A 26420-nucleotide genomic window follows, 5' to 3' on the forward strand; every position below is an offset into this window, starting at 1 on the left:
GGAGCGGTTCTCGGACAGCGGGATAATCCGTTCCAACATGCGGACACCGGGGGATGCGGCGGGGGTTCCGCACCCGGCGGTGGAGGCTGTGGGGACCGTGGCGGACAGATCGATGTCCGTCGGCCCGAGGGCGCGGAGGGAGCGTCGTCGCCCACTCCGCGGGTGTGCGGCAGGCCTCATTGCCTACAGCGCTTACGGCTCATGCCCGGGGATCACGCACTCGAAACCCGCGCGTAACGGCTACTTATGCGGTCCGTCGCATAAGTTCGAGCCGCGCTATCCTACGGCCGTCCCGAACAGGCTGCCCAGGGCGTACGTCACACCGGCCGCCGCGCCACCGAGTGCGAGCTGCCGCAGTCCGCTGTACCACCAGCTGCGTGCGGTGACCTTGGCGACCACCGCGCCGCACAGGAACAGCCCGGCCAGCGCGAGCACCACCGCGGGCCACAGCGCACTGGCGCCGAGCAGGAACGGCAGGACGGGGAGCAGGGCGCCCAGCGCGAAGGACCCGAACGACGAAACGGCCGCGACCAGCGGCGACGGCAGGTCGGAGGGGTCGATGCCCAGTTCCTCGCGGGCGTGTATCTCCAGGGCCTGCTCGGGGTCGCGGGACAGCTGACGGGCCACCTCGCGGGCGAGGCCGGTCTCGACGCCGCGGGCCTCGTAGAGCGCGGCGAGCTCGGCCTCCTCGTCCGCGGGGTGCTTCCTCAGCTCCTGGCGCTCCACGTCCAGCTCGGCCTCGACGAGCTCGCGCTGCGAGGCGACGGAGGTGTACTCGCCGGCGGCCATGGAGAAGGCACCGGCGGCCAGTCCGGCCAGTCCGCTCAGCACGACGGTGTGCTGACCGGCCGCGCCGCCCGCGACACCGGTCATCAGGGCGAGGTTGGAGACCAGGCCGTCCATCGCGCCGAAGACGGCGGGGCGCAGCCAGCCGCCGTTCACGTCGCGGTGCGTGTGGTTGTCGCGGTGCGCCTCGTGCAGCGTCGCCTCGGTCTCGATGATGGCCATGCGGGTTCCCCCGGGAAGCTAGTTTGGACACGTTCTACTTCTCGACAACGCCCAATCTACGTCACTCATTTCCGCGTCGCCAGCAAGGAAAGGCTGGGCTTACCTGCGGTTTTACCTTCCTGCGCTCATGCGTGATCTTGCCTGCACATATGACCGACCGGGTGACGCTGAGGCCTGTGAGGCTGCGCGACGCACCGCACCGGGGACACATCAGCAAAGGGAGAGGAGAGGCCGCATGGCATCCACCGCCTGTATTCCCCCGGCCCCCGCGCCCGGGGACGCCGTCGGACTCCGCGAACGGGCCCGGGGCGCGCTGCTCGGGCTGGCCGTCGGGGACGCCCTCGGGGCGCCGGCCGAGAACATGCTGCCCTCCGAGATCCGCGCCCGCTGGGGACGGATCACGGGATACGTGGCCGAGAAGCCGGCCGGCACCGACGACACCGAGTACGCGATCTTCTCCGGCCTGCTGCTGGCCCGGTACGGCTCCGCGCTCACCCCCGGCCATGTCGAGACGGCCTGGCACGAGTGGATCGCGGACCGGGAGGAGGGCCCGTTCCGGGGCGCGGGCTTCAGCGAACGCGGCACCCTGGAGAACCTGCGCCGCGGCCTGGCCGCCCCCGTCTCCGCCCAGCACCGCCACGCCTGGAGCGACGGACTGGCCATGCGCGCCGCGCCCCACGGAGTGTTCGCGGCGGGACGGCCCGCCGAGGCGGCCCGGCTGGTGGCGATCGACGGCTCGGTCAGCCACGACGGCGAGGGCATCTACGGCGGCCAGGCGGTGGCGGCGGGTGTCGCGGCGGCGATGGCGGGGGCACCGACCGTCGCGGTCGTGGCCTCCGCCCTGGCCGTCGTCCCGGACGACTCGTGGACGGCCCGCTGCCTGCGCCGCGCGATGACGGCGGCCCACCTCGGCGAACGCGCCGTCCGCTCCGCCGTGGTCATCGGCGGCTACCCGTGGACCGACCTGGCCCCCGAGGCGGTCGCCCTCGCCTTCGGCGCGTACGCGGCGGCCGACGGCGACTTCACGGACGCCGTGCTGACGGCCGTCAACATGGGCCGCGACGCCGACACCACGGCGGCGGTGGCCGGCGCCCTGGCCGGCGCCTCCCGGGGCGCCGCCGCGATCCCGGCCGAGTGGGCGGCGGCCATCGGTCCGGCCCGCGGCAGCTGCCTGCCGGCGATGGCGGGCCACCATGTGCTGGAGGTGGCCGACCTGCTGACGCGGGACGCGGAGACGCGGGGCGCGGAGGACCGGGGCGCGGAGGATTGGGAGGACCGGGAGGACCGCTCACGCACCGCCCGGGCCTGGGACGGCCCACGGGGCGGGAGCCCCCGCCCCCGCGACGCCCCTGCCCCGGGCGAGCACGCCGCACGGCGCACCGGTCCCGTACCGGAGCCCGCCGACGGTTGCGTACCGGAGCCCGCCGACGATTCCGTACCGGGGCCCGCCAGTCCGGCGCTCGGACGGGGACCGGTGGCGAAGCAGGGGCGGGAGCCCGCACCCGACGACCGGCTCGCACCGGTACCGAGCGGCGCGTCCGCGGAGCACGGCGACTCCGTACGGAACGACACCCTCGCCGCAGCGGACCGGCGCCCGGCCCCGCATGGCGCAGCCGTACCGCAGGCAGCAGACTCCCCAGAGCACCCAGAGAACCCCGGGCATCCCGGGCACCCGGAGTGCCCACAGCACACGGGGCCCGCAAGGTCCGCGCCCGTGCCGTACGGCGACGCGGCGGCGGGGGTGCGGCCGTGAGCAGGTCCCGTGCCTCCGGTGAGGAACCGGCCACCACCGCGTACGTCGCCCCGCCCGGCGCGCCGGAGCGGTCGGCGCCCGCCGGGAGCGGGCACCGGCCGGGACCCGAGCCCGGGCCCGCCACGCCGGCCCGCACGACACCGGGGCCCGACCGCATCGAGGGCCTCCTCCTCGGACTCGCCGCGGGGGACGCCGCCGGCTGGCCCGCCGCCCGGCACCGGGCCGCCCGGATGCCCGAGTGGACGCGCCGCCTCACCCGCGAGCTGGACACCTTCGCCGAGCAGAACGCGACCACCACCCTCCCCGTCCCCATCGCCCTCAACCAGCCCCCGGAACCGCTCCGCCTCGGCCCCTCCGACGACGCCGAGTGGGCCGCGTTCGCCGCGGAAGCGGTGCTGCGGGCCGGGGACGACAGCGCGCTCGGCGACCTCAGCCGGGAGCGGCGGATGCGGGCCGCGATCGACCTGACCTGGAACGCCGTCGCCAGCGAGGTGGCCGCGGCGGCGGACCGCGCCCCCGAGGTCGAGTCGGCGGTGCTGCCGCTGCGGGCCCGCATCTCGGTACGGGCCGGGCTCGGCAACCTCGCCACCGGCCTGCGCCCGCCCGCCACCGGCCACGACAACCCGCACTACTTCGACGACGCCGCCTGCGTCCGCGCCTGCGTCCTCGCCGTCGCCCACCCCGGCGCCCCGCGGCTCGCCGCCGACCTCGCCGAGTTCGACGCCCGCTACACCCAGGACGGCGACGGCGTGCACGGCGCCCGCGCCATGGCCGCGGCACTGGCCTGCGCCCTCGACGGCGCCGGCGTAGGCACCTGTGTGACGGCCGCGCTCGCCGAACTCCCCGAGGAGACGGAGATCGGCCGCAACGCCCGCCTGGCCCTGGCCCTGGCGGCGGACGCCGAAAGCACCTTCGCGCTCGTACCGCTGCTGGAGCACAGAATCGTCGACCACGTCTACAGCTACGGCATCGCCGCCGCCGAGACCGTCCCGGTCGCCCTCGCCCTGGCCACCGCCGCCCGGGGCCGCGTCGCGGAGGCCGTACCGGCTGCGGCCTGTCTCTCCAGGGTCGCGGACTCCGCTCCCGCACTGGCCGGCGCCCTCACCGGCGCGCTGGGCGGCGGCACGTCGGTCCCCGCGTCCTGGCGGGAGGCCTGCCGCACGCTCCCCGGCTGCGTACTGCCCCGCCTCACCGGCACCGACCTGGTCGAACTCGCCGGACTCCTGCACGCCACGCAACCGTCCCGGCGAGAACCACGAGAACGCCCGGAAGGCCGCGACAGACACGAAGAGCGCGAAGAACGCGAAGGACGCGACACGACATGAGGACGCGACACGACATGAGGACATCCGGAACAGCGGAAAGCGGCACGCCGTCCCTGGAGGAGCGCGTCACCGGCGCCCTCGTCGGCGCGGCCGTCGGCGACGCGCTCGGCGGCCCGGTCGAGGGCTACTCCCCCGAGCAGATCCTCGAACGCCACGGCGGCCGCGTCCACGGCGTCGTCGGCCCCTGGAACGGCGACGCCTGGCGCACCGCCCGCCCCATCGCCCCGTACCACAAGGGCGACGGACACATCACCGACGACACCCTGATGACCCACGCCCTGGTACGGGTGTACGACACGGTCCGCGACCACCTCGACGCCTACGCGGTCGCCGAGCACCTGGTCCCGGACCTGGTGTCCACCCCGCGCTGGATTCCGGAACTGGAGGCGGAGGCCCTCCCGCTCCAGCGGATCTTCCTGGCGGAGAAGTGGCTGGTGGCGAGGATCCACTACGGCCACGTGGACCCGCGCGAGGCGGGCACCGGCAACATCGTCAACTGCGGTGCCGCGATGTACATGGCCCCGGTCGGCCTGGTCAACGCGGGCAACCCGGCGGGCGCCTACGCCGAGGCGCTGGACGTCGCGGGCGCGCACCAGTCGTCGTACGGCCGGGAGGCGGCCGGTGTCCTCGCGGCGGCGGTGGCCGCGGCCTGCCTGCCCGGGGCGACGCCGGAGTCGGTGGTGGCCGCCTGTCTGTCCCTGGCCAAGGACGGCACCCGGGCGGCGATCGAGGCGGTCTGCGAAGCGGCCTCGCGGTACACGGACTTCGAGTCGGCGCTCGTGCCGCTGCGGGAGGCGGTGGCCCCGTACGACACGGTGGGCGCCGACTACCGCGCGCCCTCGCTCGGTGCCCGGCGCCCGTCCCGGCTGCACGCGATCGAGGAACTGCCCGTCGCCCTCGGCATGCTGCTCGTCTCCGGCGGCGACTACCGGCACGCGGTCCTCGGCGCGGTGAACTACGGCCGGGACTGCGACTCCATCGCCACGATGGCCGGCGCGCTGGCCGGGGCGCTGGGCTCACCGGTCCCGGAGGACTGGGCGAAGACGGTCGCGGAGGCGAGCCGGCTGGACCTGTGGGCGCCGGCGGCGACACTCACCGAGGTCGCGCGGGAGGTCTTCGAGCGCGACGTGACGCGCCGCCGCGCGCACGAGGAGGCGTTCGAGGCGATCGGGGGCGCGGGATGCTCCGACTGACCTGGGTCCAGCCCGAGGACCTGATCGGCCACGAGCTGCGCCAGGCGCGGCTGGACGGCCGCAACCCGTCGGCGGTCGCGGCCCGCTGGCGGGCGGCGGGCGGCTGCGAGGCCCCGTCCCGGGCGGGCTCCTCCGCCCGGCCGGCCTCGCCCTACCTCCGCCTCCTGGCGAAGGACCTCCTGGACGAACTGGCCGACCTGCCGAGTCCGTCGGCGGAGCAGGAACCGACGGACCTCGACCAGATCAAGGCACTGTGCCCCGGCTGGCCCGCACCCCGCCCCGCACCCGTGTCCCCCGCCCGCCTGGAAGCCGCCTGGCTCGGCCGGGCGGCCGGCTGCCTGCTGGGCAAACCCGTCGAGAAACTCCCCCTGACCGGCATCCGCCTGCTCGCCCGGGCCGTCGGCAACTGGCCCCCGACCGCCTACTTCACCGCCCGGGGCGTCCCCGCGGACCTCCTCGCCGCCCACCCCTGGAACCGCCGCTCGGCGCCCACGTCCCTGGCCGAGAACATCGACGGAATGCCCGAGGACGACGACCTCAACCATCCCCTCCTGGGCCTGCTGCTCCTGCAACGCCACGGCAGGGCCTTCACCACCGCCGACGTGGCCCGCCTCTGGCTCGACGAACTCCCCGCCGGCCGCGCCTTCACCGCCGAACGCGTCGCCTACCGCAACCTGCTCTGCGGCCTCGAACCCCCGCACACCGCCCGCCACCGCAACCCGTTCCGCGAGTGGATCGGCGCCCTGATCCGCGCCGACGTGCACGGCTGGACCAACCCGGGCGACCCGGCCGCGGCGGCCGCGCAGGCCCACCGGGACGCGACCCTCACCCACACGGCCAACGGCGTCTACGCGGCGATGTTCGCGGCGGCCCTCATCGCCACCGCCGCGACCGGCGCCCACGACGTCCACGCCTGTCTGCGCGCGGGCCTCGCGGTCGTACCGCCCGGCTCCCGCCTCGCGGCAGCCGTCCGCCACGCCGTCCACCTCGCCGGGACGCACACCGACTTCGACACGGTCGTGGACGCGCTCCACGCCCTCCACTCCCCCACCCACCACTGGGTCCACGCCGTCCCCAACACGGCCCTGATCGCCGCCGCCCTCACCCACGCGGACGGCGACTTCACCGGCTCGGTCTCCCGTGCCGTGTCCGGCGGCTGGGACACCGACTCCAACGGCGCCACCGCCGGCAGCGTCGCCGGCCTGCTCGCCGGTTCCCCCGCCGCCCTGCCCGAGCACTGGACGGCCCCGCTGAAGAACCGCCTGGCCACCTCGGTCGGCGGCTTCGACGGCACCGGCTTCGACACCCTCGCCCACCTCACCCACCGGGAGGCCACCCGCCCATGTCCCAGCCCCTCGTGACCTCTGCCCCCGCCTCCCCCGCTCCCCCGGCCTCCCCGCTGGCCGGTCTGCGCGTCCTCGACCTCGCCACCCTCTTCGCGGGCCCGCTCGCCGCCACCATGCTCGGCGACTTCGGCGCCGAGGTCGTCAAGGTCGAACACCCCGACCGGCCCGACCCCTCCCGGGGCCACGGCCCCTCCAAGGACGGCATCGGCCTGTGGTGGAAACTGCTGGGCCGCAACAAGCGCACGATCACCCTGAACCTGTCCAGGCCCGCCGGCCGCACCACCCTCCTCCGCCTCGCCGCGACCGCGGACGTCGTCATCGAGAACTTCCGGCCGGGCACGCTGGAGAAGTGGGACCTGGGCTGGGACGAGCTGTCCGCCGTCAACCCCCGCCTGGTCCTCACCCGCGTCACCGGCTTCGGCCAGTTCGGCCCGTACGCGCGCCGCCCCGGGTTCGGCACGCTCGCCGAGGCCATGAGCGGCTTCGCCGCGATGACCGGCGAGCCGGACGCCCCGCCTACGCTGCCGCCGTTCGGCCTCGCCGACTCGATCGCCGCCCTGGCGACGGCGTACGCCGTGATGACCGCGCTGGCCGCCCGCGAGCGCACCGGCGAGGGCCAGGTCGTCGACATGGCGATCATCGAGCCGATCCTGACCGTGCTGGGCCCGCAGCCCACCTGGTACGACCAGCTCGGCCACGTCCAGCCGCGCACCGGCAACCGCTCGCAGAACAACGCCCCGCGCAACACCTACCGAACCGCCGACGGCACCTGGGTCGCCGTCTCCACCTCGGCCCAGTCGGTCGCCGAACGCGTGATGCGCCTGGTGGGGCGCCCGGAGCTGATCGACGAGCCCTGGTTCGCGTCGGGCGCGGACCGGGCCCGGCACGCCGACGTGCTCGACGCGGCGGTCGGCGACTGGATCGCCCGGCACAGCCGCGCCGACGTGCTCGCCGCCTTCGAGAAGGCCGAGGCGGCGGTCGCCCCGGTCCAGGACGTACGGGACGTGATGGCCGACCCGCAGTACCGGGCGCTCGACACCGTCACCACCGTCGACGATCCCGAGCTGGGCCCGCTGCGCATGCAGAACGTCCTCTTCCGGCTCTCCGCGACCCCCGGCGCGATCCGCTGGGCGGGCCGCCCGCACGGCGCCGACACCGAGGAGGTGCTGACCGAGCTGGGCCTCACCCCGGCGGACGTGAAGGAGCTGCGCGAGGAGGGCGTCGTATGACCGCACCCCCGCTGACCTGGTTGTACGCCCCCGGGGACCGGCCCCGGGTGGTCGCCAAGGCGCTGGCCGCCGGTGCCGACGTCGTCGTGGTCGACCTGGAGGACGCGGTCGCCCCGGACCGCAAGGCCTACGCCCGCGAGGCCACCGCCGAGCTGCTCACCGAGCCGCAGCCGGTGCCGGTCCACGTCCGCGTCAACGCCCTGGACGGGCCGCTCGCCGCGGCGGACCTGGCGGCACTGGCCGCGCTGCCCGGGCTGTCCGGGCTGCGGCTGCCCAAGGTGACGTCCCCCGAGCAGATCACCGGCGTCGCGGCGGCCACCGGCGGGCCCCCGTTGTACGCCCTTCTCGAATCGGCCCTCGGCGTGGAGCGGGCGTACCTCGTCGCCGGCGCCCATCCGTCGCTGCGCGGCATCGCCCTCGGCGAGGCGGACCTCCGCGCCGACCTCGGCGTACGCGGTGACGCCGGGCTGGACTGGTCGCGCTCGCGTGTGGTCGTGGCCGCGCGGGCGGCCGGCCTGGCGCCGCCGATCCAGACGGTGCATCCGGACACCCGGGACCTCGAGGGCCTGGCGGCGTCCTGCGCCCACGGCCGCGCCCTGGGCTTCCTGGGGCGCGCCGCGATCCACCCGCGTCAGCTGCCGATCATCGAGCGGGCGTACCTGCCCACCGAGCGGGAGCTGGAGGAGGCGGAGACGATCGTCAAGGCGGCCACCGCTCAGCCGGGCGCGCTGGCGCTGCCGGACGGGCGGTTCGTCGACGCGGCGGTGGTGGCGACGGCCCGGCGCACCCTGTCGCTGGCCCGGCGGCCCGCCCTGTCCTGACACACGCCGAGGGCGCCCGGAGAGTTCCGGGCGCCCTCGGCGACGTACTGCGGCGGGCCGTCAGCCCTTCTTGGCCGAGTCGGCTCCGTCCTTCACGTCCTTGGCGTCCTTCTCGTCCTTCTCGTCGTTCGAGGTGGCGTCCTCGGAACCGGCGTCGGCGGCGTCCTTCGCGTCGTCCCCGGCGTCACCGGCGGAGGACTCCGCCCTCGGCTCGACCACGGCCTCCCGTCCCGGCCGCATCCGCGCCGAGAGCACGATGTAGACCACGGCGAGCAGGAACACGAAGAGCGCGGTCCAGTTGTTCAGCCTGAGGCCCAGGATGTGGTGGGCGTCGTCGACGCGCATGTACTCGATCCAGAACCGGCCCGCGCAGTACGCGGCGACATACAGCGCGAACGCCCGCCCGTGGCCGAGCTCGAAGCGGTGGCCGGCCCAGATGACGAGCACGGCCACGCCGACGCACCACAGCGACTCGTAGAGGAACGTCGGGTGGTACGTGCCCGGCACCCGGCCGTCGGCCGACGACGTGATCTCCACGGCCCACGGCAGGTCGGTGGCGCGGCCGTACAGCTCCTGGTTGAACCAGTTGCCCCAGCGGCCGATGGCCTGGGCGAGGGCGATGCCGGGGGCGACGGCGTCGGCGTACGCGGGCATCGGGACGCCCATGCGCCGGGCGCCGATCCAGGCACCCAGCGCACCGAACGCGATCGCGCCCCAGATGCCGAGACCGCCCTCCCAGATCTTGAAGGCGTCGACCCAGTCACGGCCCTCGCTGAAGTACAGCTGGTAGTCCGTGATCACGTGGTAGAGCCGGCCGCCGATCAGACCGAACGGAACGGCCCAGACCGCGATGTCGGCCACCGTGCCGGGCCGCCCGCCCCGGGCGACCCAGCGCTTGTTGCCGAGCCAGACGGCAACGAAGACGCCGATGATGATGCAGAACGCGTAGCCGCGCAGCGGGATGGGACCGAGGTTCAGCACCCCGCGCGACGGGCTGGGAATGAAGGCAAGTTCCATGGCAGGGTCGACGCTACCGTGTCGGACGGGACCCGCGGAGGGCAGCCCGGCTACGGGTCCGTAACGGGCGGGCGGAGTGAGCGCCCTTCCGGACGCTCCGCCGCCGCGCTACTTGTCGGCGTCCCGCACCATCTGCTTCAGCTTCTCCGGTGTCAGGGAGCCGTCCCGGTAGATGTTCTCGCCGTTCAGCAGGACGGTCGGCGTGCCGCCGAAGTCGCCGTCGAGGAAGGCCTTGTTGGACTTCTCCACCCAGCTGTTGTGCGTACCGTTCTCGACGCACTCCTGGAAGAGGGGGGTGTCGAGGCCGTCGACCTTCCGTGCCAGGTCGAGCAGCTTGTCCTCGTCGGCGAAGGCGTCGTCGGACTCCGCCGGCTGGTTGGTGAACAGCACGTCGTGGTACGGCGTGAACTTGCCCGCGTCCTGGGCGCAGGCCGCCGCGTTGGCCGCCTTGCGGGAGCCGGTGCCGCCCATGTTGCCGTCGATGATCGTCGCCAGGTGGTACTCGACCTTGAGCTGCCCGGCTTCGGTGAGCTCGTGGATCGTGTCGCGATACGCCAGCTCGAAGCCCTTGCAGGCCGGGCAGCGGAAATCCTCCCAGACGGTGAGCGTCGACTTGGCGCTCTCCTTGCCGACGGGGATCGCGAGGCTGTCCTTGCCCTGCGCCCCGGAGGGCGCCACGACCGGACCGGCCGACTCGCTGCCGTCGTCCTTGCCCGCGTTCGCGGCGACCACGCCGATCACCGCCGCGAGCCCCAGGACACAGACCACGCTCGCGCCGACGATCAGCGCGCGGCGGCGCTTGTCCTTGGACTTCTGCTTCTCCCGCTCGGCCGCCAGCTTCTGACGGGCGGTGCGCTTTCCCTCTCGGTTCTTCTCGCTCACACCCGCAGAACGAACCGGGGAGGCGCAGCGCGCCTCCCCGGTCCCAGGTCCACCCGTACGAGGGACCCGTATGACATACCTGTCGGTCCCGCCCGGCCGGGCGGGGCGACTACGCCTGTCCGCGCACGCCCTTCGCCAGGTCGGCGGCGAGCGTGCGGACGCCCTCCAGGCCGGCCGCGTCGTCGGGGGCGTCGAGCATGCGCTTGACGAACGCCGAGCCGACGATCACGCCGTCGGCAAAGCCCGCCACTTCGGCGGCCTGGGCGGCGTTGGAGACGCCGAGCCCGACGCAGACGGGGATGCCGGTGGTGGCGCGGGTGCGCCGCACCAGGTCCTCGGCCTGCGCGCCGACCGACTCGCGGGTGCCGGTGACGCCCATGAGGGAGGCGGCGTAGACGAAGCCGCTGCCGGCCGCGGTGATCTCGGCGAGCCGCGCGTCCTTGCTGCTGGGCGCGACCACGAAGACGGTGGCGAGCCCGTGCTTCTCGGCGTGCTCCCTCCACAGCGCCGACTCCTGGACGGGCAGGTCGGGCAGGATGCACCCGGCACCGCCCGCCTCGGCCAGCTCGGCGGTGAAGCGCTCGACGCCGTAGCGGTCGATGGGGTTCCAGTACGTCATGACGAGGATCGGCTTGCCGGTGGCCGCGTGGGCCTCCCGGACCGTCCGCATGACGTCGGCGATGCGGACGCCGCCGCGCAGGGCGATGTCGTCGGCGGTCTGGATGACCGGGCCGTCCAGGACGGGGTCGCTGTGCGGCAGACCCACCTCGACGACGTCGGCGCCGCCGTCGAGCGCGGCCTTGATCGCCGCGATGCCGCCGTCCACGGTCGGGAACCCGGCCGGGAGGTAGGCGATGAGGGCGGAGCGGCCCTCGGCCTTCGCCGCGGCGAGGGTGTCGTTCAGCAGCCGCACGTTCCCGCTCACTTGGCGTCCCCCTCGATCTCGGCGGTGCCGGCCTCGTCGGCGGCGACCTCGGCGTCGGTGTCGTACAGCCCGAAGTAGCGGGCGGCTGTGTCCATGTCCTTGTCGCCGCGGCCGGACAGGTTGACGACGATCAGACCGTCCTCGCCCAGCTCCTTGCCGACCTCGATGGCGCCGGCCAGGGCGTGGGCGGACTCGATGGCCGGGATGATGCCCTCGGTGCGCGACAGCAGGCGCAGCGCCCGCATGGCGGCGTCGTCGGTGACCGCGCGGTACTCGCCGCGGCCGGAGTCCTTGAGGTAGGAGTGCTCGGGGCCGATGCCCGGGTAGTCCAGGCCGGCCGAGATGGAGTACGGCTCGGTGATCTGGCCCTCGTCGTCCTGGAGGACGTAGGACCGGGAGCCGTGCAGGATGCCGGGCTCGCCCGCTGTCAGGGTGGCCGCGTGCTCGCCGGTCTCGATGCCGTGTCCGGCGGGCTCGCAGCCGATGAGGCGGACGTCCGCGTCGGGGATGAAGGCGTGGAAGAGGCCGATGGCGTTGGAGCCGCCGCCGACGCAGGCGATCGCGGCGTCGGGGAGGCGTCCGGCCTGCTCCAGGATCTGGCGGCGGGCCTCGACGCCGATGACGCGGTGGAAGTCGCGCACCATCGCCGGGAAGGGGTGCGGGCCGGCGACGGTGCCGAAGAGGTAGTGGGTGCGGTCGACGTTGGCGACCCAGTCGCGGAAGGCCTCGTTGATCGCGTCCTTCAGCGTGCGGCTGCCGGACTTCACGGCGATGACCTCGGCGCCGAGCATGCGCATGCGGGCCACGTTGAGGGCCTGGCGCTGCGTGTCGATCTCGCCCATGTAGATCGTGCAGTCGAGGCCGAAGAGCGCGCAGGCCGTCGCCGTCGCCACGCCGTGCTGGCCTGCGCCGGTCTCGGCGATCACGCGGGTCTTGCCCATGCGCTTGGTCAGCAGGGCCTGGCCGAGCACATTGTTGATCTTGTGCGAGCCGGTGTGGTTGAGGTCCTCGCGCTTGAGGAAGACGCGGGCGCCACCGGCTTCCGCGGCGAAGCGGGGCACCTCGGTGAGGGACGACGGGCGGCCGGTGTAGTGGACGAGCAGGTCGTCGAGTTCCCGGGCGAACTCGGGGTCGGCCTTGGCCTTGTCGTACTCGACGGCCACCTCGTCGACTGCCGCGACGAGGGCTTCCGGGATGAACTTGCCGCCGAAGGCGCCGAAGTAGCCGTCCAGGGTGGGGACTTGGCCGTCCGGATCGGGGATGAAGAAGTTGCTGGGCATGCGTGAACCTCACGGTAAGTGGTGTTTGGTCACTGGTCGCCGTGGGGCGGGGGCGGTCAGGCCGCTGCGGGCCGTGCGTGGACACTCGCGCACACGCGGCGACGTCGCGGATCAGTGCGGGCCCGCGCCCCTCGCGGGACGCCGGCGCCATCGCATGCCGTTGACCTGCCCGGGTTCGTCACCGATGACGTACCGCACCCGACGGCCGTGCACCCGGCGTGCGGGCGCGCGGCAGCCTCGGGGCCGGCAGCCGCGCGCGAGGCGGGCGTACGGGTCCCGGGCGGCCGGGGTGAGCGGGAGAGTCATCGGGAGCAAACCTATCGGTCTCAGCCCCGGCCGTGGCGCAGTGCCGGATGTTCGCCGGCGGCGACCAGGTCGGCGACGGCGGTCTTGGGGTCCCGGCCGGTGACCAGGGACTCGCCGACCAGGACGGCGTCGGCACCCTCGTTGGCGTAGGCGATGAGGTCGTGCGGGCCGCGGACGCCGGACTCGGCGACCTTGACGATGTGCGCGGGGATCTCCGGGGCGACCCGCTCGAACGTGCCGCGGTCGACCTCGAGCGTCTTCAGGTTGCGCGCGTTGACACCGATGATCTTGGCGCCGGCGTCCACCGCGCGCTCGACCTCGTCCTCGTCGTGCACCTCGACGAGCGGGGTGAGACCGATGGACTCCGCGCGCTCGATCAGCGACTCCAGCGCCGGCTGCTCGAGGGCCGCGACGATCAGCAGCACGAGGTCGGCGCCGTGCGCGCGGGCCTCCCACAGCTGGTACGAGGTGACGATGAAGTCCTTGCGCAGCACGGGGATGTCCACGCGCGCGCGGACCGCCTCCAGGTCGGCCAGTGATCCGCCGAAGCGCCGCTGCTCGGTGAGGACGGAGATGACGGCGGCGCCGCCCGCCTCGTAGTCCGCGGCGAGGCCGGCCGGGTCGGCGATGGCGGCCAGGGCGCCCTTGGACGGGCTGGAGCGCTTGACCTCGCAGATGACCTTGACGCCGTCACCGCGCAGCGCGGACACGCCGTCCTTGGCGGGGCGAGCCTTGGCCGCGCGCTCCTTGAGCTCGTCGAGGCTGACGCGCGTCTGCCGCTCCGCGAGGTCGGCACGGACTCCGTCGATGATCTCGTCGAGCACACTCACGCGAGCGGCCCCCTTTCAGACGGCGAAACCTGTGGTCACTGTGATGATATCCGGAGCATGGCACGGACCTCGCATCCGATTGGCGCCGGTACCTCCCCCAGGCACGAAGGTGCACCCGTCCTGGACGTCCGCCGGGTGGTCAAGGGCGGAGCCAGCCGCCGAATGGCAGGTTCCGGACAACTGTGAAGACCAGTAGCAACGCCCCCAGCGTCCACAGGGGCACCGGGCCGAGGTCGACCCGCACGGGCCGGCCGCGGATCACCCGCACCACCCACACGGTCCACAGCACGGCGAAGCCCAGATAGCCGAGGACGGCAGGCGCGTTGGCGTGCAGCGCGGTCAGCACGTCCCCGTGGACGAACGCGTGGGCACTGCGCAGACCGCCGCAGCCGGGGCAGTGCAGGCCCGTGAAGCGCAGCAGGGGACAGACGGGGTAGTGGCCGGGTTCGCCCGGGTCCACGCGCGCCACGTACGCGAAGGCTCCGACGACGGCCGCGAGCACTCCGGCCGGGACGGCCAGGCCCCGGAGGGCGGGCACGCCCCGTGTCAGGGCCCTGCTCCGCGTCGGCTTCCCGGTTTCGGCGTCCACGCTCCGCATTCTGCACCTGCCGGGCCGTACGCGCACGTGAGGGGCGGTCCCGGCACCTCGTGCCGATCCGCCCCTCAGGAACTACCGCGACCGCCGTGCCCGGTCAGCCCTTGGCGTCGGCCGGCGCGCGCTCGCCGGCGACCTGGTGCACGGGGTGGTTCGTCCTCGGCTGGCCGAGGCCCATCATGCGCATGATGCCGCCCACGGCACCGCCGAGGAGCACGACCGCCATGCCGGCCCAGAAGCCCACCGGCTTGGCCGCCACCATGAACACGCCCGCGACGCAGAAACCGATGAAGGCGATGATGACACCCGTCCAGGCGGCCGGGGTGTGACCGTGGCTGCTGCCCGACATTGCTTGCTCCTCGTTGCTGTGTGCCAAGTCTGAGCAGGACGCTCATGCCCATTGTCCCGCACGGGCGCGCGCGGCGTGAGCGGGGGTGCTCCTCCACGCGCGCGTGACGGCGGCCGGACGCCCCGGGCACCCGGGGCGTGCGGGGCGTGTCGACGGGTGCCCGCGTGCGCGCGGGCCGGCCCTCGGGTGTTCAGGCGCCGGTCGGGTCCTCGCCGCGGTCGAGGGCCTTCCAGAGGTCTTCGGGACGGTCCGGGTCGACGGTCTGGGGGGTGCGGCGCGGGCGCGGGGTGCCGTCCCGCTCGTAGCGGCCGGACATGGCGGGCCACAGGCGGCCGTAGCGCAGGGCGAGCAGCCCGGCCAGCAGGAGCAGTGCTCCGCCCAGGGCCGCGACGTACGGCCAGGCGGTGTGGGAGAGGGCGTCCACGGTGGCGGAGGTGTCACCGGCGGCCTTCGCGGCCTTGTCGTCCAGCGCGGAGCTGTCGGAGGCGCCGGCCAGCGCCGCGGCGACGGTGCCCGCGCCGCTCAGCGCGAGCACGGCGGCGACGGCGAACCGGCCCGCGCGGCGGACGGCGAAGACGGCGACGAGCGCGGCGAGGCCCACTATGGCGAGCGCCGCGGGTACACCCGTGACGTCGCTGCCCTTGGCGGTCAGGGGGAACGCGCCGCCGGCCACCGTCGCGGTGCCCTGCGACCACTCCTGCCGGGTGGCGAGCAGGGCGACGGCCGCGCCCAGCGCGCCGCACAGCAGGGCGGCGGCGAGGCTCCGGCGGCCGGCCCGGGCGGGTCCTGCGGCTGGGGTACGGGGGTGAGGAACGGCTGTCACGTACTCCACTATCACCCGAACACCGGGCGAACCGTCACCCGGGGCTCGGATTGACGGACGTGAGAATCGCCCCACCGTCCCCGCCGGATCTCCCCACCACCCCGCCGGATCTCCCGACCGTCCCGCCGGATCTCCCCACCACCCCGCCGGATCTCCCTACCGTGCCGCCCGATCTCCCCACCGCCCCGGCCGGACCTCCCCGCCGCCCCCGGCCGGATCTCCCGGTCCGCCCTACTGCCCCGACTGCCCCAGCCGGTTGGCCGTGTGCACCGCCCGCAGCACCGCCGCCGCCTTGTTGCGGCACTCGGTGTCCTCGGCGACCGGGTCGGAGTCGGCGACGACGCCGGCGCCGGCCTGCACGTAGGCCGTGCCGTCGCGCAGCAGGGCGGTGCGGATGGCGATGGCGGTGTCGGAGTCGCCGGCGAAGTCGAGGTAGCCGACGCAGCCGCCGTACAGGCCGCGCCGGGACGGTTCGAGTTCGTCGATGATCTGCAGGGCGCGCGGCTTGGGGGCCCCGGAGAGCGTGCCGGCCGGGAAGCAGGAGGTGAGGACGTCGAAGGCGGTGCGGCCCGGGGCGACCCGTCCGGTGACCGTCGAGACGATGTGCATGACGTGCGAGTACCGCTCGACGGACATGAAGTCGACGACCTCGACGGAGCCGGGTTCGCAGACCCGCCCCAGGTCGTTGCGGCCGAGGTCGACGAGCATGAGGTGCTCGGCGCGCTCCTTGGGGTCGGCGAGCAGCTCGTCGGCGAGGGCCTGGTCCTCCTGCGGGGTGGCGCCGCGGGGGCGGGTGCCTGCGATGGGGTGCACCATGGCGCTCCCGTCCTCGACCTTGACCAGGGCCTCGGGGGACGACCCGACGACGTCGAAGCCGTCGAGGCGGAGCAGGTACATGTACGGGGAGGGGTTGGTGGCCCGCAGCACCCGGTACACGTCCAGGGCGCTCGCCGTGCACGGCGTCTCGAACCGCTGCGAGGGCACGACCTGGAAGGCCTCGCCCGCGCGGATGCGCTCCTTGATGTCCTCGACGGCCTCCTGGAAGTCGGGGCCGCCCCACAGCGCGGTGTACTCGGGCAGCTCGGAGGGCGGCAGCGCGGCCGGCGGCTGGGCGACCGCGCGCGTGAGGTCGGCCTCCATGGCGTCCAGGCGGGCGATCGCGTCGGCGTAGGCCTCGTCGACACCCGTTTCGAGGTCGTTGTGGTTGATCGCGTTGGCGATCAGCAGGACGGAGCCCTCCCAGTGGTCCATGACGGCCAGGTCGCTGGTGAGCAGCATGGTCAGCTCGGGGAGCTTCAGGTCGTCGCGCTCCCCCGGGCCGACCTTCTCCAGGCGGCGCACGATGTCGTAGCCGAGGTAGCCGACCATGCCGCCGGTGAAGGGCGGCAGTCCCAGGTCGTGGGCGAGGTCGCGCGGGGTGTGCAGGGCCTCGACGGTGGCGCGCAGGGCGGCCAGCGGGTCGCCGTCGGTGGGGACGCCGACGGGCGGGGCGCCCTGCCAGTGGGCCTGACCGTCCCGCTCGGTGAGGGTGGCGGCGCTGCGGACGCCGACGAAGGAGTAGCGGGACCACTGGAACGCCGTGCGTCCGTTCTCGGCGGACTCCAGCAGGAAGGTGCCGGGGCGTTCGGCGGCGAGCTTGCGGTAGAGCGCGACCGGGGTGTCGCCGTCGGCGAGGAGCTTGCGGCTGACCGGGATCACCCGGCGGTCGGCGGCCAGCTTGCGGAAGGTGTCGAGGTCCATGGCGTCCATGGGGGCAGACCCTACTGATCCGCGCCGGGCGCTTCGGAGCCCGCGCCGTCGACGCCGTGCACGCCGTCCGTGCCGTCCGCGAGGAGGACGTCGGCGTCGAAGCAGGTGCGCGCGCCGGTGTGGCAGGCGGCGCCGACCTGGTCGACCTTGACCAGGACGGTGTCGGCGTCGCAGTCCAGGGCGACGGACTTCACCCACTGGAAGTGCCCGGAGGTGTCGCCCTTGACCCAGTACTCCCGGCGGCTGCGCGACCAGTAGGTGCAGCGCCCGGTGGTCAGCGTGCGGTGGAGTGCCTCGTCGTCCATCCAGCCGAGCATCAGCACCTCCCCGGTGTCGTACTGCTGGGCGATGGCGGGCAGGAGGCCGTCGGCGCTGCGCTTGAGGCGGTCGGCGATCTCCGGGGCGAGCGGGCTGGGCCGCCTGGGGGAGCTGCTGGTCATGCGCCCATTGTGCCGCGCGGCGCGGCCGGTCTCCGGCGCTGTCCATTGGGCGGACCCGGCCGGCGGCCGTAGGCTGACTCCATGTCGACTTTCGCCAAGCGTGAACGACTTCTGCTCGCGGACCTGTTGGAGACGGCCGGGCCGGACGCCCCGACCCTGTGCGACGGCTGGCGGACCCGTGACCTCGCCGCGCACGTGGTGGTGCGCGAGCGCCGGCCGGACGCCGCCGGGGGCACCCTGATCAAGCAGCTGGCGTCCCGGCTCGACCGGGTGATGGAGGAGTACGGCGCGAAGCCGTACGAGGAGCTGGTCCAGCTGATCCGCACCGGCCCGCCGCGGTTTTCGCCGTTCCAGCTCAAGCAGGTCGACGAGGCGGCGAACACGGTGGAGTTCTACGTCCACGCCGAGGACGTCCGCCGGGCCCAGCCGGACTGGTCGCCGCGCGAGCTGGACCCGGTCTTCCAGGACGGCCTGTGGTCGCGCCTGGAGCGCACCGCCCGCCTGATGGGCCGCGGCATCCCGACGGGCCTGGTGCTGCGCCGGCCGAACGGCCAGACGACGGTCGCCCACCGCGGTACACCGGTAGTGACCGCGACGGGCGAGCCGTCCGAGCTGCTGCTGTTCGCGTACGGCCGGCAGAGCGCCGCGAAGGTGGAGCTGGAGGGCGAGAAGGACGCGATCGCCCGGTTGCACGAGACGAAGCAGCTCGGCATCTGAGCGCGGGGGCCGCTACTTCGGCAGTTCGGCCCGGCGCACGCCGGGCGCGCACAGGGCGACGATCCCGCCGAGTGCGCAGACCGCGCCGCTGACGGCGAAGACCGGTCCGGTGCCCCAGACGCCGATGGCGGCGGCGGACAGCGGCATGCTCAGCGGGGCGATGCCGAGGCTGACGATTCCGCCGACCGCGGTGACGCGCCCCAGGTAGGCGGGTTCGGACTGGGTCTGCAGCAGGGCTCCGCACATGGCGCCGCTGAGCCCCGTGAGCAGCCCGACGACCACGGCGGTGCCGACGGCCACGGGGAGTCCGGGGGCCTGCGCCAGGGCGCCGATCGCGGCCGCGCCGGGGATGATCGCACCGGCGGCGACGCACCCGGCGCGCGGCAGGCGCCCCCGCACGGTCAGCAGCAGGGCGGCGACTGCGGCCCCCGTGCCGAACCCGGCGAGCACCCAGCCCATCCCGGACGCGCCCCAGCCGCGCTCGTCCGCGAGCAGGGTCAGGCCGACGTTGAGGGGGCCGACGAAACCGAGGTCGCCGAGGGCGATGGTCACCATCAGCGGGCCGAGGACGCGGTGCCGGCGGATGTAGCGGAGCCCGGCCACCAGGTCCCGCCAGGCGGTGGTGTCCGGCGCGGGGTCCGTGGCGTTGTCGGGTGGCAGCTCGCGCATCCGTACGGAGATCAGCAGCGGCACCGACACGGCGATCAGCAGCCCGGACAGCGTGAAGGCGGTGGCCGAACCACCGACCGCCACGCCGAGCCCGCCGAGCGGCGCGCCGACGACGGCGGCGAACCGGACGGCGAGGCCGCGCATGCCCTGGACGCGGGCGAGCTGGTCCCTGGCGGTGACGCGGGCGGGGAGTGCCCCCACGGCGGGCATGAACACGGCGTCGACGATGCCGAAGACGACCGCGAGCAGGGCCAGCAGCCACAGCCCGGGGTCGGTCGCGAAGAGCACCGCGGCGACCGCCAGGACGGTGGCGCACCGTACGGCGTCACTGCCGATGACGACCTTGCGCGGCCCGAACCGGTCGGCGACCACCCCGCCACCCAGCATCAGCAGCGCGCGCGGCACCGCGCTGACGGCTGTGACGACGCCGGCCTGCGCGGGGGTGCCGTTCTGCACGGCGGCCCAGGACAGCGCGAGGAAGAAGACGGTGTCCCCGACCATGGAGGCGGTGTAGGCGGCGACCCAGCGCAGGACGTTGGGGTCGCGATGGGCGGGTACGGAGGCGGCGGGTATGCACGTGTCCGTCACGGTCGTGGTCGCCTCAGACACGGAACGGGAACCCGTACACGTGCAGCGCGACGTTCTCACGCCCTTCGGTGTCGCCGGCTGCTTCGGCGGCCCGGCCCCGCTCGTCGTACTTCTCCGCCAGGGCGAGCAGCTCCGCGCCCAGTTCGCTCAGGTCGGCGGGGGTCAGCCGGAGCAGGGACTCGTTGTCGGGGGCGGCGGAGTTCCACTCGGGGCCCCAGGTGGGGCGTTCGTCGAGGTAGCGGCGGTACATGTCGGCGCGCTGCTCGTGGAAGAGCCGGGTGGCGGCGAGGTGGGCGGCCGCCCGCTCGGGGGCGTCGCGGAAGTTCTCGTCGCGGATGCTCACGCCGGTCGAGGAGGGCTGCCACCAGCGCTCCCTGCCGTCCGCGCTCTGGGGTTCGGCCTGCTCGACCAGCCCGTGCTCGGCCAGCTTGCGCAGGTGGTAGCTGACCAGGGAGACGGCCTCGTCCACCTGCTCGGCGAGCTGCGAGGCGGTCGCCGTGCGCGCGACGCACAGCCCTCGGTAGAGCCGCAGGCGCAGGGGGTGCGCCAGGGCTTTGAGGGTGCCCAGGTCGGTGATCGAGTGGTTCTCCTGGCTCGGCATGCCACCACGGTAAGTTACGAAAGGAAAGTTGCGCAATGCTCGTTGCGCAACTTTCCTTTCGCTTCTCCGGGAGTGCGGCAGGTCTGTCCGCCGCTCCTACCTGACGGGGTGTCCCGCCTCGCGCAGTGCGCTCTTGACCTGCCCGATCCGCAGATCGCCGAAGTGGAAGACGGACGCCGCCAGCACCGCGTCCGCGCCCGCCTCGACGGCCGGCGGGAAGTCGGCGAGGCGGCCCGCGCCGCCGGAGGCGATGACGGGGACGGTCACATGCTTACGGACGGCCGAGATCATCTCCAGGTCGTAGCCGTCCTTCGTGCCGTCCGCGTCCATCGAGTTGAGCAGGATCTCCCCCGCGCCCAGCTCGGCGGCGCGGTGCGCCCACTCCACCGCGTCGATGCCGGTGCCGCGCCGACCGCCGTGGGTGGTCACCTCGAAGGTGCCCGCCTCGGTGCGTCGGGCGTCGACCGACAGGACGAGGACCTGGCGGCCGAAGCGCTCGGCGATCTCGCGGATCAGCTCGGGGCGGGCGATGGCGGCCGTGTTCACGCCCACCTTGTCCGCGCCGGCCCGCAGCAGTTTGTCGACGTCGTCGGCGGTGCGCACGCCGCCGCCCACGGTCAGCGGGATGAACACCTGCTCGGCGGTGCGGCGCACCACGTCGTACGTCGTCTCGCGGTTGCCCGACGAGGCGGTGATGTCCAGGAACGTCAGCTCGTCGGCGCCCTCGGTGTCGTACACCTTGGCCATCTCGACGGGGTCGCCCGCGTCGCGCAGGTTCTGGAAGTTGACGCCCTTGACGACCCGGCCGTTGTCCACGTCCAGGCAGGGGATGACTCGGACCGCCAGGGTCATGAATCCACGGCTCCTTCGATGCCTCTTACTGTCCTCTGAATGCTTCCAGCTCCACCGACACCAGAACCCGCGAGTCCATGAAGCCCTCCACGACCAGCAGGGTCGTGACCGGGCGTACGGCGTCGAACAGCTCCTTGTGGGCTCGGCCCACCTCGTCGACGTCCCGCGAATGGGCCAGGTACACCCGGGTCCGGATCACGGACTCGATGTCCAGCCCGAACTCGCCGATCGCCTCGACCGCGGTGGCGAAGGCCACCTTGGTCTGTTCGTACGGGTCGCCCTCGCCGTACAGCAGGTCGCCCTTGAAGGCGGTGGTGCCCGCCACGATGACTCGATCACCCGCCGCCACGGCACGTGCGAAACCGAAAGAATCTTCCCAGGGACTTCCGCTCTGCACGCGCCGTACGGCTTCGGATGTCATCGCGACACAGCCTCCAAGGCTTGTTCCAGGGTGAACGCCTTCGCGTACAGGGCCTTCCCGACGATGGCGCCCTCGACACCGGCCGGGACGAGACCGGCGATCGCGCGCAGGTCGTCCAGGGACGACACGCCGCCCGACGCCACGACCGGGCGGTCGGTCGCCGCGCAGACGTTCTTCAGGAGCTCCAGGTTGGGGCCCTGGAGGGTGCCGTCCTTGGCGATGTCGGTGACGACGTACCGGGCGCAGCCCTCCTTGTCGAGGCGGGCCAGCGTCTCGTAGAGGTCGCCGCCGTCGCGGGTCCAGCCGCGGCCCCGGAGCGTGGTGCCCCGTACGTCCAGGCCGACCGCGATCTTGTCGCCGTGCTCGGCGATGACCTTGGCGACCCACTCGGGGGTCTCCAGGGCGGCCGTGCCGAGGTTCACGCGGGTGCAGCCGGTGGCGAGCGCCGCGGCGAGGGTGTCGTCGTCGCGGATGCCGCCGGACAGCTCCACCTTGATGTCCATGGCCTTCGCGACCTCGGCGATCAGCTCGCGGTTGTCCCCGGTGCCGAACGCGGCGTCCAGGTCGACGAGGTGCAGCCACTCGGCGCCGGAGCTCTGCCAGGCGAGGGCGGCCTGAAGCGGGGAGCCGTAGGAGGTCTCGGTGCCGGACTCGCCGTGCACGAGGCGGACGGCCTGGCCGTCGCGGACGTCGACGGCGGGGAGGAGTTCGAGCTTGCTCATCTCTACAGGGTCTCGATCCAGTTGGTGAGGAGCTGGGCTCCGGCGTCGCCGGACTTCTCGGGGTGGAACTGGGTGGCCCACAGGGCGCCGTTCTCCACGGCGGCCACGAAGGGCTTGCCGTGCGTGGCCCAGGTGACCTTGGGGGCGGCGATCAGCGGGTTGTGCGACTCCTGCGTCCACTCGTGGACGGCGTAGGAGTGCACGAAGTAGAACCGGGCGTCCGCGTCCAGCCCCGCGAAGAGCTGGGAGTCGGCCGGTGCCTCGACCGTGTTCCAGCCCATGTGGGGCACGACGTCGGCCTGGAGCGGTCCGACGGTGCCGGGCCACTCGTCCAGGCCCTCGGCCTCCACGTCGTGCTCGATGCCGCGCGCGAACAGGATCTGCATGCCGACGCAGATGCCCATCACCGGGCGTCCGCCGGCCAGCCGTCGGTCGACGACCCAGTCGCCGCGCGCGGCCCGCAGGCCCTCCATGCAGGCGGCGAAGGCGCCGACGCCGGGAACCAGCAGCCCATCGGCGTTCATGGCCTTGTCGAAGTCACGGGTGATCTCGACGTCGGCCCCCGCGCGCGCGAGGGCGCGCTCGGCGGAGCGGACGTTGCCGAAGCCGTAGTCGAAGACGACGACCTTCTTGGCGGAGTTCACAGAGGTCAACTCCACACCTCCAGCCTCAGGACGCCCGCGAAGAGACACATCGCGGCGCCGATGGAGAGCAGCACGATCAGGCCCTTGGGCATCTGCTGCTTGGCGAAGGAGATGATGCCGCCGATGAAGAACAGGCCGACGACGATCAGCGCGGTGGACGTACCGTTCATGGGTTACAGCGCGCCCTTCGTGGAGGGCAGGATGCCGGCCGCGCGCGGGTCGCGCTCGGAGGCGTAGCGCAGGGCGCGGGCCAGCGCCTTGAACTGGCACTCCACGATGTGGTGCGCGTTGCGCCCGTACGGGACGTGCACGTGCAGCGCGATCTGCGCCTGGGCGACGAAGGACTCCAGGATGTGCCGGGTCATCGTCACGTCGTACTCGCCGATCATCGGCGCCATCTTCTCGGGCTCGGTGTGCACGAGGTAGGGGCGGCCGGACAGGTCGACGGTGACCTGGGCGAGGGACTCGTCCAGCGGGACCGTGCAGTTGCCGAAGCGGTAGATGCCCACCTTGTCGCCGAGGGCCTGCTTGAACGCGGCGCCCAGCGCGAGGGCGGTGTCCTCGATGGTGTGGTGGGAGTCGATGTGCAGGTCGCCGTCGGTCTTCACGGTCAGGTCGAACAGACCGTGCCGGCCGAGCTGGTCGAGCATGTGGTCGTAGAAGCCGACGCCGGTGGCGATGTCGGTCTTGCCGGTGCCGTCGAGGTCGATCTCGACGAGGACCGAGGTCTCCTTGGTGGTGCGTTCCACGCGTCCTACGCGGCTCATGCGCTCTGCTCCTTCTTCAGTTCACGTACCGCGTCGAGGAACGCGTCGTTCTCGGCCGGGGTCCCCGCGGTGACCCGCAGCCATCCCGGCACGCCGTTGTCCCGGACCAGGACGCCCCGGTCGAGGATCTTCCGCCAGACCTCGTGGGCGTCCGCGAACCGTCCGAACTGGACGAAGTTCGCGTCCGACTCGGTCACCTCGTAGCCGGTCGCGACCAGTTCGGCGACCAGCCGGTCCCGTTCGGTCTTCAGCTGCTCGACGTACTTCAGCAGCGTGTCCGTGTGCTCCAGGGCGGCCAGCGCGGTCGCCTGGGTGACGGCGGAGAGGTGGTACGGCAGCCGGACGAGCTGGACGGCGTCGACGACGGCCGGGTCGGCGGCGAGGTAGCCCAGGCGCAGTCCGGCCGCGCCGAACGCCTTGGACATGGTGCGGGAGACCACGAGGTGGGGGCGGCCGTCGAGCAGCGACAGCAGGGAGTCGCCGTGGCTGAACTCGATGTACGCCTCGTCCAGGACCACCATGGACGGCCCCGCCGCCTGGGCCGCTTCGTACAGGGCGTGGACGGTCTCCGGCGGGACGGCGGTGCCGGTGGGGTTGTTGGGGGTGGTGATGAACACGACGTCGGGGCGGTGCTCGGCGATGGCCTTCTCGGCCGCCGCGAGGTCGATGGTGAAGTCGTCGTGACGGGGCCCGGAGATCCAGCCGGTGCCGGTGCCGCGGGCGATCAGGCCGTGCATCGAGTACGACGGCTCGAAGCCGATGGCGGTGCGGCCGGGGCCGCCGAAGGTCTGCAGGAGCTGCTGGATGACCTCGTTGGAGCCGTTGGCCGCCCACACGTTCTCGACGCCGACGCGGTGCCCGGACGTCCCGGTCAGGTACTCGGCGAGCCTGGTGCGCAGCTCGACCGCGTCCCGGTCCGGGTAGCGGTTGAGGTTCCGGGCGGCCTCGCGGACCCGCTCGGTGATGCGGTCGACCAGCTCCTCGGGGAGCGGGTACGGGTTCTCGTTGGTGTTCAGCCGTACGGGGACGTCGAGCTGGGGCGCGCCGTAGGGGGACTTGCCGCGCAGCTCGTCCCGCACGGGAAGATCGTCGATGCGGATGTCGCTCACTTGCCCTCGGGAACCTTCCAGTCGAACCTCGCCTTGACCGCCGCGCCGTGCGCGGGCAGGTCCTCCGCCTCCGCCAGCGTCACCACGTGGTGCGCGACCTCGGCCAGCGCGTCGCGCGTGTAGTCGACGATGTGGATGCCGCGCAGGAAGGACTGCACGGACAGGCCGGAGGAGTGGCAGGCGCAGCCGCCGGTGGGCAGGACGTGGTTGGACCCGGCGGCGTAGTCGCCGAGCGAGACGGGCGCCCAGGGGCCGACGAAGATCGCGCCCGCGTTGCGCACCCGGCCGGCCACCTCGGTGGCGTCGGCGGTCTGGATCTCCAGGTGCTCGGCACCGTACGCGTCGACGACCTTCAGCCCCGCGTCGACGCTGTCGACCAGGACGATGGCGGACTGCTCGCCCTTGAGCGCGGGGACGATCCGGTCCTCGATGTGCTTGGTCGCGGCGACCTGCGGCTCCAGTTCCCGCTCCACCGCGTCGGCCAGTTCGGCGGAGTCGGTGACCAGGACGGCCGCCGCGAGCGGGTCGTGCTCGGCCTGGCTGATCAGGTCGGCGGCGACGTGCGCCGGGTCGGCGGTGGCGTCGGCGAGGACGGCGATCTCGGTGGGACCGGCCTCCGCGTCGATGCCGATCTTCCCGGTGAAGTAGCGCTTGGCGGCGGCGACCCAGATGTTGCCGGGGCCGGTGACCATGTTCGCCGGCGGGCAGGACTCCGTGCCGTACGCGAACATCGCGACGGCGGTGGCGCCGCCGGCCGCGTACACCTCGTCGACGCCGAGCAGGGCGCAGGCGGCGAGGATGGTCGGGTGGGGCAGGCCGTCGAACTCGGCCTGGGCGGGAGAGGCGAGCGCGATCGACGGGACGCCGGCTTCCTGCGCCGGCACCACGTTCATGATCACCGAGGACGGGTAGACCGAGCGTCCGCCGGGCGCGTACAGGCCCACGCGGTCCACCGGCACCCACTTCTCGGTGACCGTGCCGCCGGGCACGACCTGGGTGGTGTGCGTGGACCGGCGCTGGGCGCGGTGGACGAGGCGGGCGCGGCGGACGGACTCCTCCAGGGCCGCGCGCACGGCCGGGTCCAGCCCTTCCAGGGCACGGGCGAGCGCCTCGGCGGGCACCCGCACCCGGTCCAGCCGCACGCCGTCGAACCGCTCGGCGAAGTCGATCAGCGCCGCGTCGCCCCGATGATGCACGTCCTCGCAGATCGGACGCACCTTCTCCAGGGCGGCCGAGACGTCGAAGTCGGCTCGGGGCAGCAGGTCGCGCAGGGCGGGGCCCTCGGGGAGGGCGTCGCCGCGCAGATCGATTCGGGAGATCACGGAACCAATTCTCTCAGACCCGCGTCGGGCACGGTCCGCGCGTATCAATGGCTGATACAGAACGCGACGGCCGCCGGGCCGTGCGAGGCCTCCGCGCAGTTCGTGCTCACCATGAGTGTTCAAAGGGTCACTCAGTG

General features: G+C 73.5%; 28 protein-coding genes and 1 pseudogene. 7 read left to right on the forward strand and 22 right to left on the reverse strand.

Going from position 1 to position 26420, the window contains the following annotated elements; genetic code table 11:
- Positions 1-276: 276 nt before the first annotated feature.
- Positions 277-1008 carry a VIT1/CCC1 transporter family protein gene (locus ACP4J0_RS10350; RefSeq protein ID WP_426598333.1) on the reverse strand — a complete coding sequence of 244 codons (732 nt, stop codon included), beginning with the start codon at positions 1006-1008 and terminating at the stop codon, positions 277-279.
- 235 nt (positions 1009-1243) lie between these two features.
- On the opposite strand from ACP4J0_RS10350, the pseudogene ACP4J0_RS10355 reads away from it, so the two are divergent.
- The 6 genes and pseudogenes from ACP4J0_RS10355 to ACP4J0_RS10380 form a co-directional block, all read left to right on the forward strand.
- Positions 1244-2227: pseudogene (locus tag ACP4J0_RS10355) on the forward strand (ADP-ribosylglycohydrolase family protein); the annotation flags it as partial.
- Positions 2228-2757: 530 nt separating this feature from the next.
- Positions 2758-4086 carry an ADP-ribosylglycohydrolase family protein gene (locus ACP4J0_RS10360; RefSeq protein ID WP_426598334.1) on the forward strand — a complete coding sequence of 443 codons (1329 nt, stop codon included), beginning with the start codon at positions 2758-2760 and terminating at the stop codon, positions 4084-4086.
- Between the two features lie 14 nt (positions 4087-4100).
- Positions 4101-5279, forward strand: coding sequence for an ADP-ribosylglycohydrolase family protein (locus tag ACP4J0_RS10365; protein ID WP_426598335.1), 1179 nt, complete (start codon positions 4101-4103; stop codon positions 5277-5279).
- On the forward strand, positions 5267-6640 hold the full coding sequence (locus tag ACP4J0_RS10370) for an ADP-ribosylglycohydrolase family protein (protein ID WP_426598336.1): 1374 nt from the start codon (positions 5267-5269) through the stop codon (positions 6638-6640). The genes ACP4J0_RS10365 and ACP4J0_RS10370 overlap by 13 nt, the downstream gene beginning before the upstream one ends.
- Complete coding sequence (locus ACP4J0_RS10375) at positions 6622-7854, forward strand: CaiB/BaiF CoA transferase family protein (RefSeq protein ID WP_426598337.1); 1233 nt, start codon at positions 6622-6624, stop codon at positions 7852-7854. The genes ACP4J0_RS10370 and ACP4J0_RS10375 overlap by 19 nt, the downstream gene beginning before the upstream one ends.
- Entirely contained in the window at positions 7851-8675 is an 825-nt protein-coding gene (locus tag ACP4J0_RS10380) for an HpcH/HpaI aldolase/citrate lyase family protein (RefSeq protein ID WP_426598338.1), read from the forward strand. The genes ACP4J0_RS10375 and ACP4J0_RS10380 overlap by 4 nt, the downstream gene beginning before the upstream one ends.
- Before the next feature lie 60 nt (positions 8676-8735).
- Here ACP4J0_RS10380 and lgt read toward each other — a convergent pair whose 3' ends face one another.
- From lgt to hisI, 11 genes are all read right to left on the reverse strand, one after another.
- Positions 8736-9692, reverse strand: a complete 957-nt coding sequence (lgt, locus tag ACP4J0_RS10385) for a prolipoprotein diacylglyceryl transferase (RefSeq protein ID WP_426598339.1) — start codon at positions 9690-9692, stop codon at positions 8736-8738.
- Positions 9693-9800: 108 nt separating this feature from the next.
- Positions 9801-10574 carry a DsbA family protein gene (locus ACP4J0_RS10390; RefSeq protein WP_426598340.1) on the reverse strand — a complete coding sequence of 258 codons (774 nt, stop codon included), beginning with the start codon at positions 10572-10574 and terminating at the stop codon, positions 9801-9803.
- A 109-nt stretch (positions 10575-10683) separates the two neighbouring features.
- Positions 10684-11499, reverse strand: coding sequence for a tryptophan synthase subunit alpha (trpA, locus tag ACP4J0_RS10395; RefSeq protein ID WP_426598341.1), 816 nt, complete (start codon positions 11497-11499; stop codon positions 10684-10686).
- Positions 11496-12779 carry a tryptophan synthase subunit beta gene (gene trpB / locus ACP4J0_RS10400; protein WP_426598342.1) on the reverse strand — a complete coding sequence of 428 codons (1284 nt, stop codon included), beginning with the start codon at positions 12777-12779 and terminating at the stop codon, positions 11496-11498. The genes trpA and trpB overlap by 4 nt, the downstream gene beginning before the upstream one ends.
- A 111-nt stretch (positions 12780-12890) precedes the next feature.
- Positions 12891-13085 carry a tryptophan biosynthesis modulator TrpM gene (trpM, locus tag ACP4J0_RS10405; protein WP_426598343.1) on the reverse strand — a complete coding sequence of 65 codons (195 nt, stop codon included), beginning with the start codon at positions 13083-13085 and terminating at the stop codon, positions 12891-12893.
- Between the two features lie 20 nt (positions 13086-13105).
- A complete protein-coding gene (gene trpC / locus ACP4J0_RS10410; RefSeq protein ID WP_426522888.1) occupies positions 13106-13915 on the reverse strand; it encodes an indole-3-glycerol phosphate synthase TrpC in 810 nt (269 codons plus the stop codon).
- Between the two features lie 139 nt (positions 13916-14054).
- Entirely contained in the window at positions 14055-14513 is a 459-nt protein-coding gene (locus tag ACP4J0_RS10415; RefSeq protein ID WP_426598344.1) for a DUF2752 domain-containing protein, read from the reverse strand.
- Between the two features lie 94 nt (positions 14514-14607).
- The gene (locus tag ACP4J0_RS10420; protein WP_426598345.1) at positions 14608-14859 is read right to left on the reverse strand and encodes an HGxxPAAW family protein; all 252 of its coding nucleotides are present in this window, start codon (positions 14857-14859) and stop codon (positions 14608-14610) included.
- A gap of 190 nt (positions 14860-15049) precedes the next feature.
- Positions 15050-15691: a TIGR02234 family membrane protein gene (locus tag ACP4J0_RS10425; protein WP_426598346.1), complete on the reverse strand. Its 642-nt coding sequence runs from the start codon at positions 15689-15691 to the stop codon at positions 15050-15052.
- Positions 15692-15913: 222 nt separating this feature from the next.
- Entirely contained in the window at positions 15914-17422 is a 1509-nt protein-coding gene (locus tag ACP4J0_RS10430; RefSeq protein WP_426598456.1) for an anthranilate synthase component I, read from the reverse strand.
- Positions 17423-17442: 20 nt separating this feature from the next.
- Entirely contained in the window at positions 17443-17871 is a 429-nt protein-coding gene (gene hisI, locus ACP4J0_RS10435; protein WP_426598347.1) for a phosphoribosyl-AMP cyclohydrolase, read from the reverse strand.
- 81 nt (positions 17872-17952) lie between these two features.
- Here hisI and ACP4J0_RS10440 point away from each other — a divergent pair, with 81 nt between their 5' ends.
- A complete protein-coding gene (locus ACP4J0_RS10440) occupies positions 17953-18588 on the forward strand; it encodes a TIGR03085 family metal-binding protein (protein WP_426598348.1) in 636 nt (211 codons plus the stop codon).
- Positions 18589-18600: 12 nt separating this feature from the next.
- On the opposite strand, the gene ACP4J0_RS10445 is transcribed toward ACP4J0_RS10440, so the two are convergent.
- The 10 genes from ACP4J0_RS10445 to hisD all read right to left on the reverse strand — a co-directional run bounded on the left by ACP4J0_RS10445 (position 18601) and on the right by hisD (position 26283).
- The gene (locus ACP4J0_RS10445; RefSeq protein ID WP_426598349.1) at positions 18601-19845 is read right to left on the reverse strand and encodes an MFS transporter; all 1245 of its coding nucleotides are present in this window, start codon (positions 19843-19845) and stop codon (positions 18601-18603) included.
- A gap of 13 nt (positions 19846-19858) precedes the next feature.
- Positions 19859-20446 (reverse strand): ArsR/SmtB family transcription factor, encoded by a 588-nt coding sequence (locus ACP4J0_RS10450; RefSeq protein WP_426598350.1) that lies wholly within the window; start codon positions 20444-20446, stop codon positions 19859-19861.
- A 96-nt stretch (positions 20447-20542) separates the two neighbouring features.
- Positions 20543-21298: an imidazole glycerol phosphate synthase subunit HisF gene (gene hisF, locus ACP4J0_RS10455; RefSeq protein ID WP_426598351.1), complete on the reverse strand. Its 756-nt coding sequence runs from the start codon at positions 21296-21298 to the stop codon at positions 20543-20545.
- 25 nt (positions 21299-21323) lie between these two features.
- Positions 21324-21719 (reverse strand): RidA family protein, encoded by a 396-nt coding sequence (locus ACP4J0_RS10460; protein ID WP_426598352.1) that lies wholly within the window; start codon positions 21717-21719, stop codon positions 21324-21326.
- A complete protein-coding gene (priA, locus tag ACP4J0_RS10465) occupies positions 21716-22441 on the reverse strand; it encodes a bifunctional 1-(5-phosphoribosyl)-5-((5-phosphoribosylamino)methylideneamino)imidazole-4-carboxamide isomerase/phosphoribosylanthranilate isomerase PriA (RefSeq protein ID WP_426598353.1) in 726 nt (241 codons plus the stop codon). The genes ACP4J0_RS10460 and priA overlap by 4 nt, the downstream gene beginning before the upstream one ends.
- Positions 22442-22443: 2 nt before the next feature.
- On the reverse strand, positions 22444-23085 hold the full coding sequence (hisH, locus tag ACP4J0_RS10470; RefSeq protein WP_426598457.1) for an imidazole glycerol phosphate synthase subunit HisH: 642 nt from the start codon (positions 23083-23085) through the stop codon (positions 22444-22446).
- Positions 23086-23090: 5 nt separating this feature from the next.
- Entirely contained in the window at positions 23091-23255 is a 165-nt protein-coding gene (locus ACP4J0_RS10475; RefSeq protein ID WP_179350155.1) for a hypothetical protein, read from the reverse strand.
- Between the two features lie 3 nt (positions 23256-23258).
- Positions 23259-23852 (reverse strand): imidazoleglycerol-phosphate dehydratase HisB, encoded by a 594-nt coding sequence (hisB, locus tag ACP4J0_RS10480; protein WP_426598354.1) that lies wholly within the window; start codon positions 23850-23852, stop codon positions 23259-23261.
- Positions 23849-24961 carry a histidinol-phosphate transaminase gene (locus ACP4J0_RS10485; protein ID WP_426598355.1) on the reverse strand — a complete coding sequence of 371 codons (1113 nt, stop codon included), beginning with the start codon at positions 24959-24961 and terminating at the stop codon, positions 23849-23851. The genes hisB and ACP4J0_RS10485 overlap by 4 nt, the downstream gene beginning before the upstream one ends.
- Complete coding sequence (gene hisD, locus ACP4J0_RS10490) at positions 24958-26283, reverse strand: histidinol dehydrogenase (protein ID WP_426598356.1); 1326 nt, start codon at positions 26281-26283, stop codon at positions 24958-24960. The genes ACP4J0_RS10485 and hisD overlap by 4 nt, the downstream gene beginning before the upstream one ends.
- Between the last annotated feature and the right edge of the window lie 137 nt (positions 26284-26420).

Origin of the sequence: Streptomyces sp. WG7 (assembly GCF_049975785.1) — a bacterium.
Lineage (GTDB): Bacteria > Actinomycetota > Actinomycetes > Streptomycetales > Streptomycetaceae > Streptomyces.

Excerpts from the sequence above, each read along its gene's own strand:
- hisB (WP_426598354.1), bottom strand. The coding sequence starts at position 23,852 with ATGAGCCGCGTAGGACGCGTGGAACGCACCACCAAGGAGACCTCGGTC.
- lgt (WP_426598339.1), bottom strand. The coding sequence starts at position 9,692 with ATGGAACTTGCCTTCATTCCCAGCCCGTCGCGCGGGGTGCTGAACCTC.
- hisI (WP_426598347.1), bottom strand. The coding sequence starts at position 17,871 with ATGACCAGCAGCTCCCCCAGGCGGCCCAGCCCGCTCGCCCCGGAGATC.
- ACP4J0_RS10430 (WP_426598456.1), bottom strand. The coding sequence starts at position 17,422 with ATGGACCTCGACACCTTCCGCAAGCTGGCCGCCGACCGCCGGGTGATC.
- trpM (WP_426598343.1), bottom strand. The coding sequence starts at position 13,085 with ATGACTCTCCCGCTCACCCCGGCCGCCCGGGACCCGTACGCCCGCCTC.
- priA (WP_426598353.1), bottom strand. The coding sequence starts at position 22,441 with ATGAGCAAGCTCGAACTCCTCCCCGCCGTCGACGTCCGCGACGGCCAG.
- ACP4J0_RS10350 (WP_426598333.1), bottom strand. The coding sequence starts at position 1,008 with ATGGCCATCATCGAGACCGAGGCGACGCTGCACGAGGCGCACCGCGAC.
- ACP4J0_RS10475 (WP_179350155.1), bottom strand. The coding sequence starts at position 23,255 with ATGAACGGTACGTCCACCGCGCTGATCGTCGTCGGCCTGTTCTTCATC.
- ACP4J0_RS10380 (WP_426598338.1), top strand. The coding sequence starts at position 7,851 with ATGACCGCACCCCCGCTGACCTGGTTGTACGCCCCCGGGGACCGGCCC.
- ACP4J0_RS10460 (WP_426598352.1), bottom strand. The coding sequence starts at position 21,719 with ATGACATCCGAAGCCGTACGGCGCGTGCAGAGCGGAAGTCCCTGGGAA.
- ACP4J0_RS10375 (WP_426598337.1), top strand. The coding sequence starts at position 6,622 with ATGTCCCAGCCCCTCGTGACCTCTGCCCCCGCCTCCCCCGCTCCCCCG.
- trpB (WP_426598342.1), bottom strand. The coding sequence starts at position 12,779 with ATGCCCAGCAACTTCTTCATCCCCGATCCGGACGGCCAAGTCCCCACC.
- ACP4J0_RS10370 (WP_426598336.1), top strand. The coding sequence starts at position 5,267 with ATGCTCCGACTGACCTGGGTCCAGCCCGAGGACCTGATCGGCCACGAG.
- ACP4J0_RS10440 (WP_426598348.1), top strand. The coding sequence starts at position 17,953 with ATGTCGACTTTCGCCAAGCGTGAACGACTTCTGCTCGCGGACCTGTTG.
- ACP4J0_RS10365 (WP_426598335.1), top strand. The coding sequence starts at position 4,101 with ATGAGGACATCCGGAACAGCGGAAAGCGGCACGCCGTCCCTGGAGGAG.
- ACP4J0_RS10420 (WP_426598345.1), bottom strand. The coding sequence starts at position 14,859 with ATGTCGGGCAGCAGCCACGGTCACACCCCGGCCGCCTGGACGGGTGTC.
- hisF (WP_426598351.1), bottom strand. The coding sequence starts at position 21,298 with ATGACCCTGGCGGTCCGAGTCATCCCCTGCCTGGACGTGGACAACGGC.
- ACP4J0_RS10450 (WP_426598350.1), bottom strand. The coding sequence starts at position 20,446 with ATGCCGAGCCAGGAGAACCACTCGATCACCGACCTGGGCACCCTCAAA.
- ACP4J0_RS10415 (WP_426598344.1), bottom strand. The coding sequence starts at position 14,513 with ATGCGGAGCGTGGACGCCGAAACCGGGAAGCCGACGCGGAGCAGGGCC.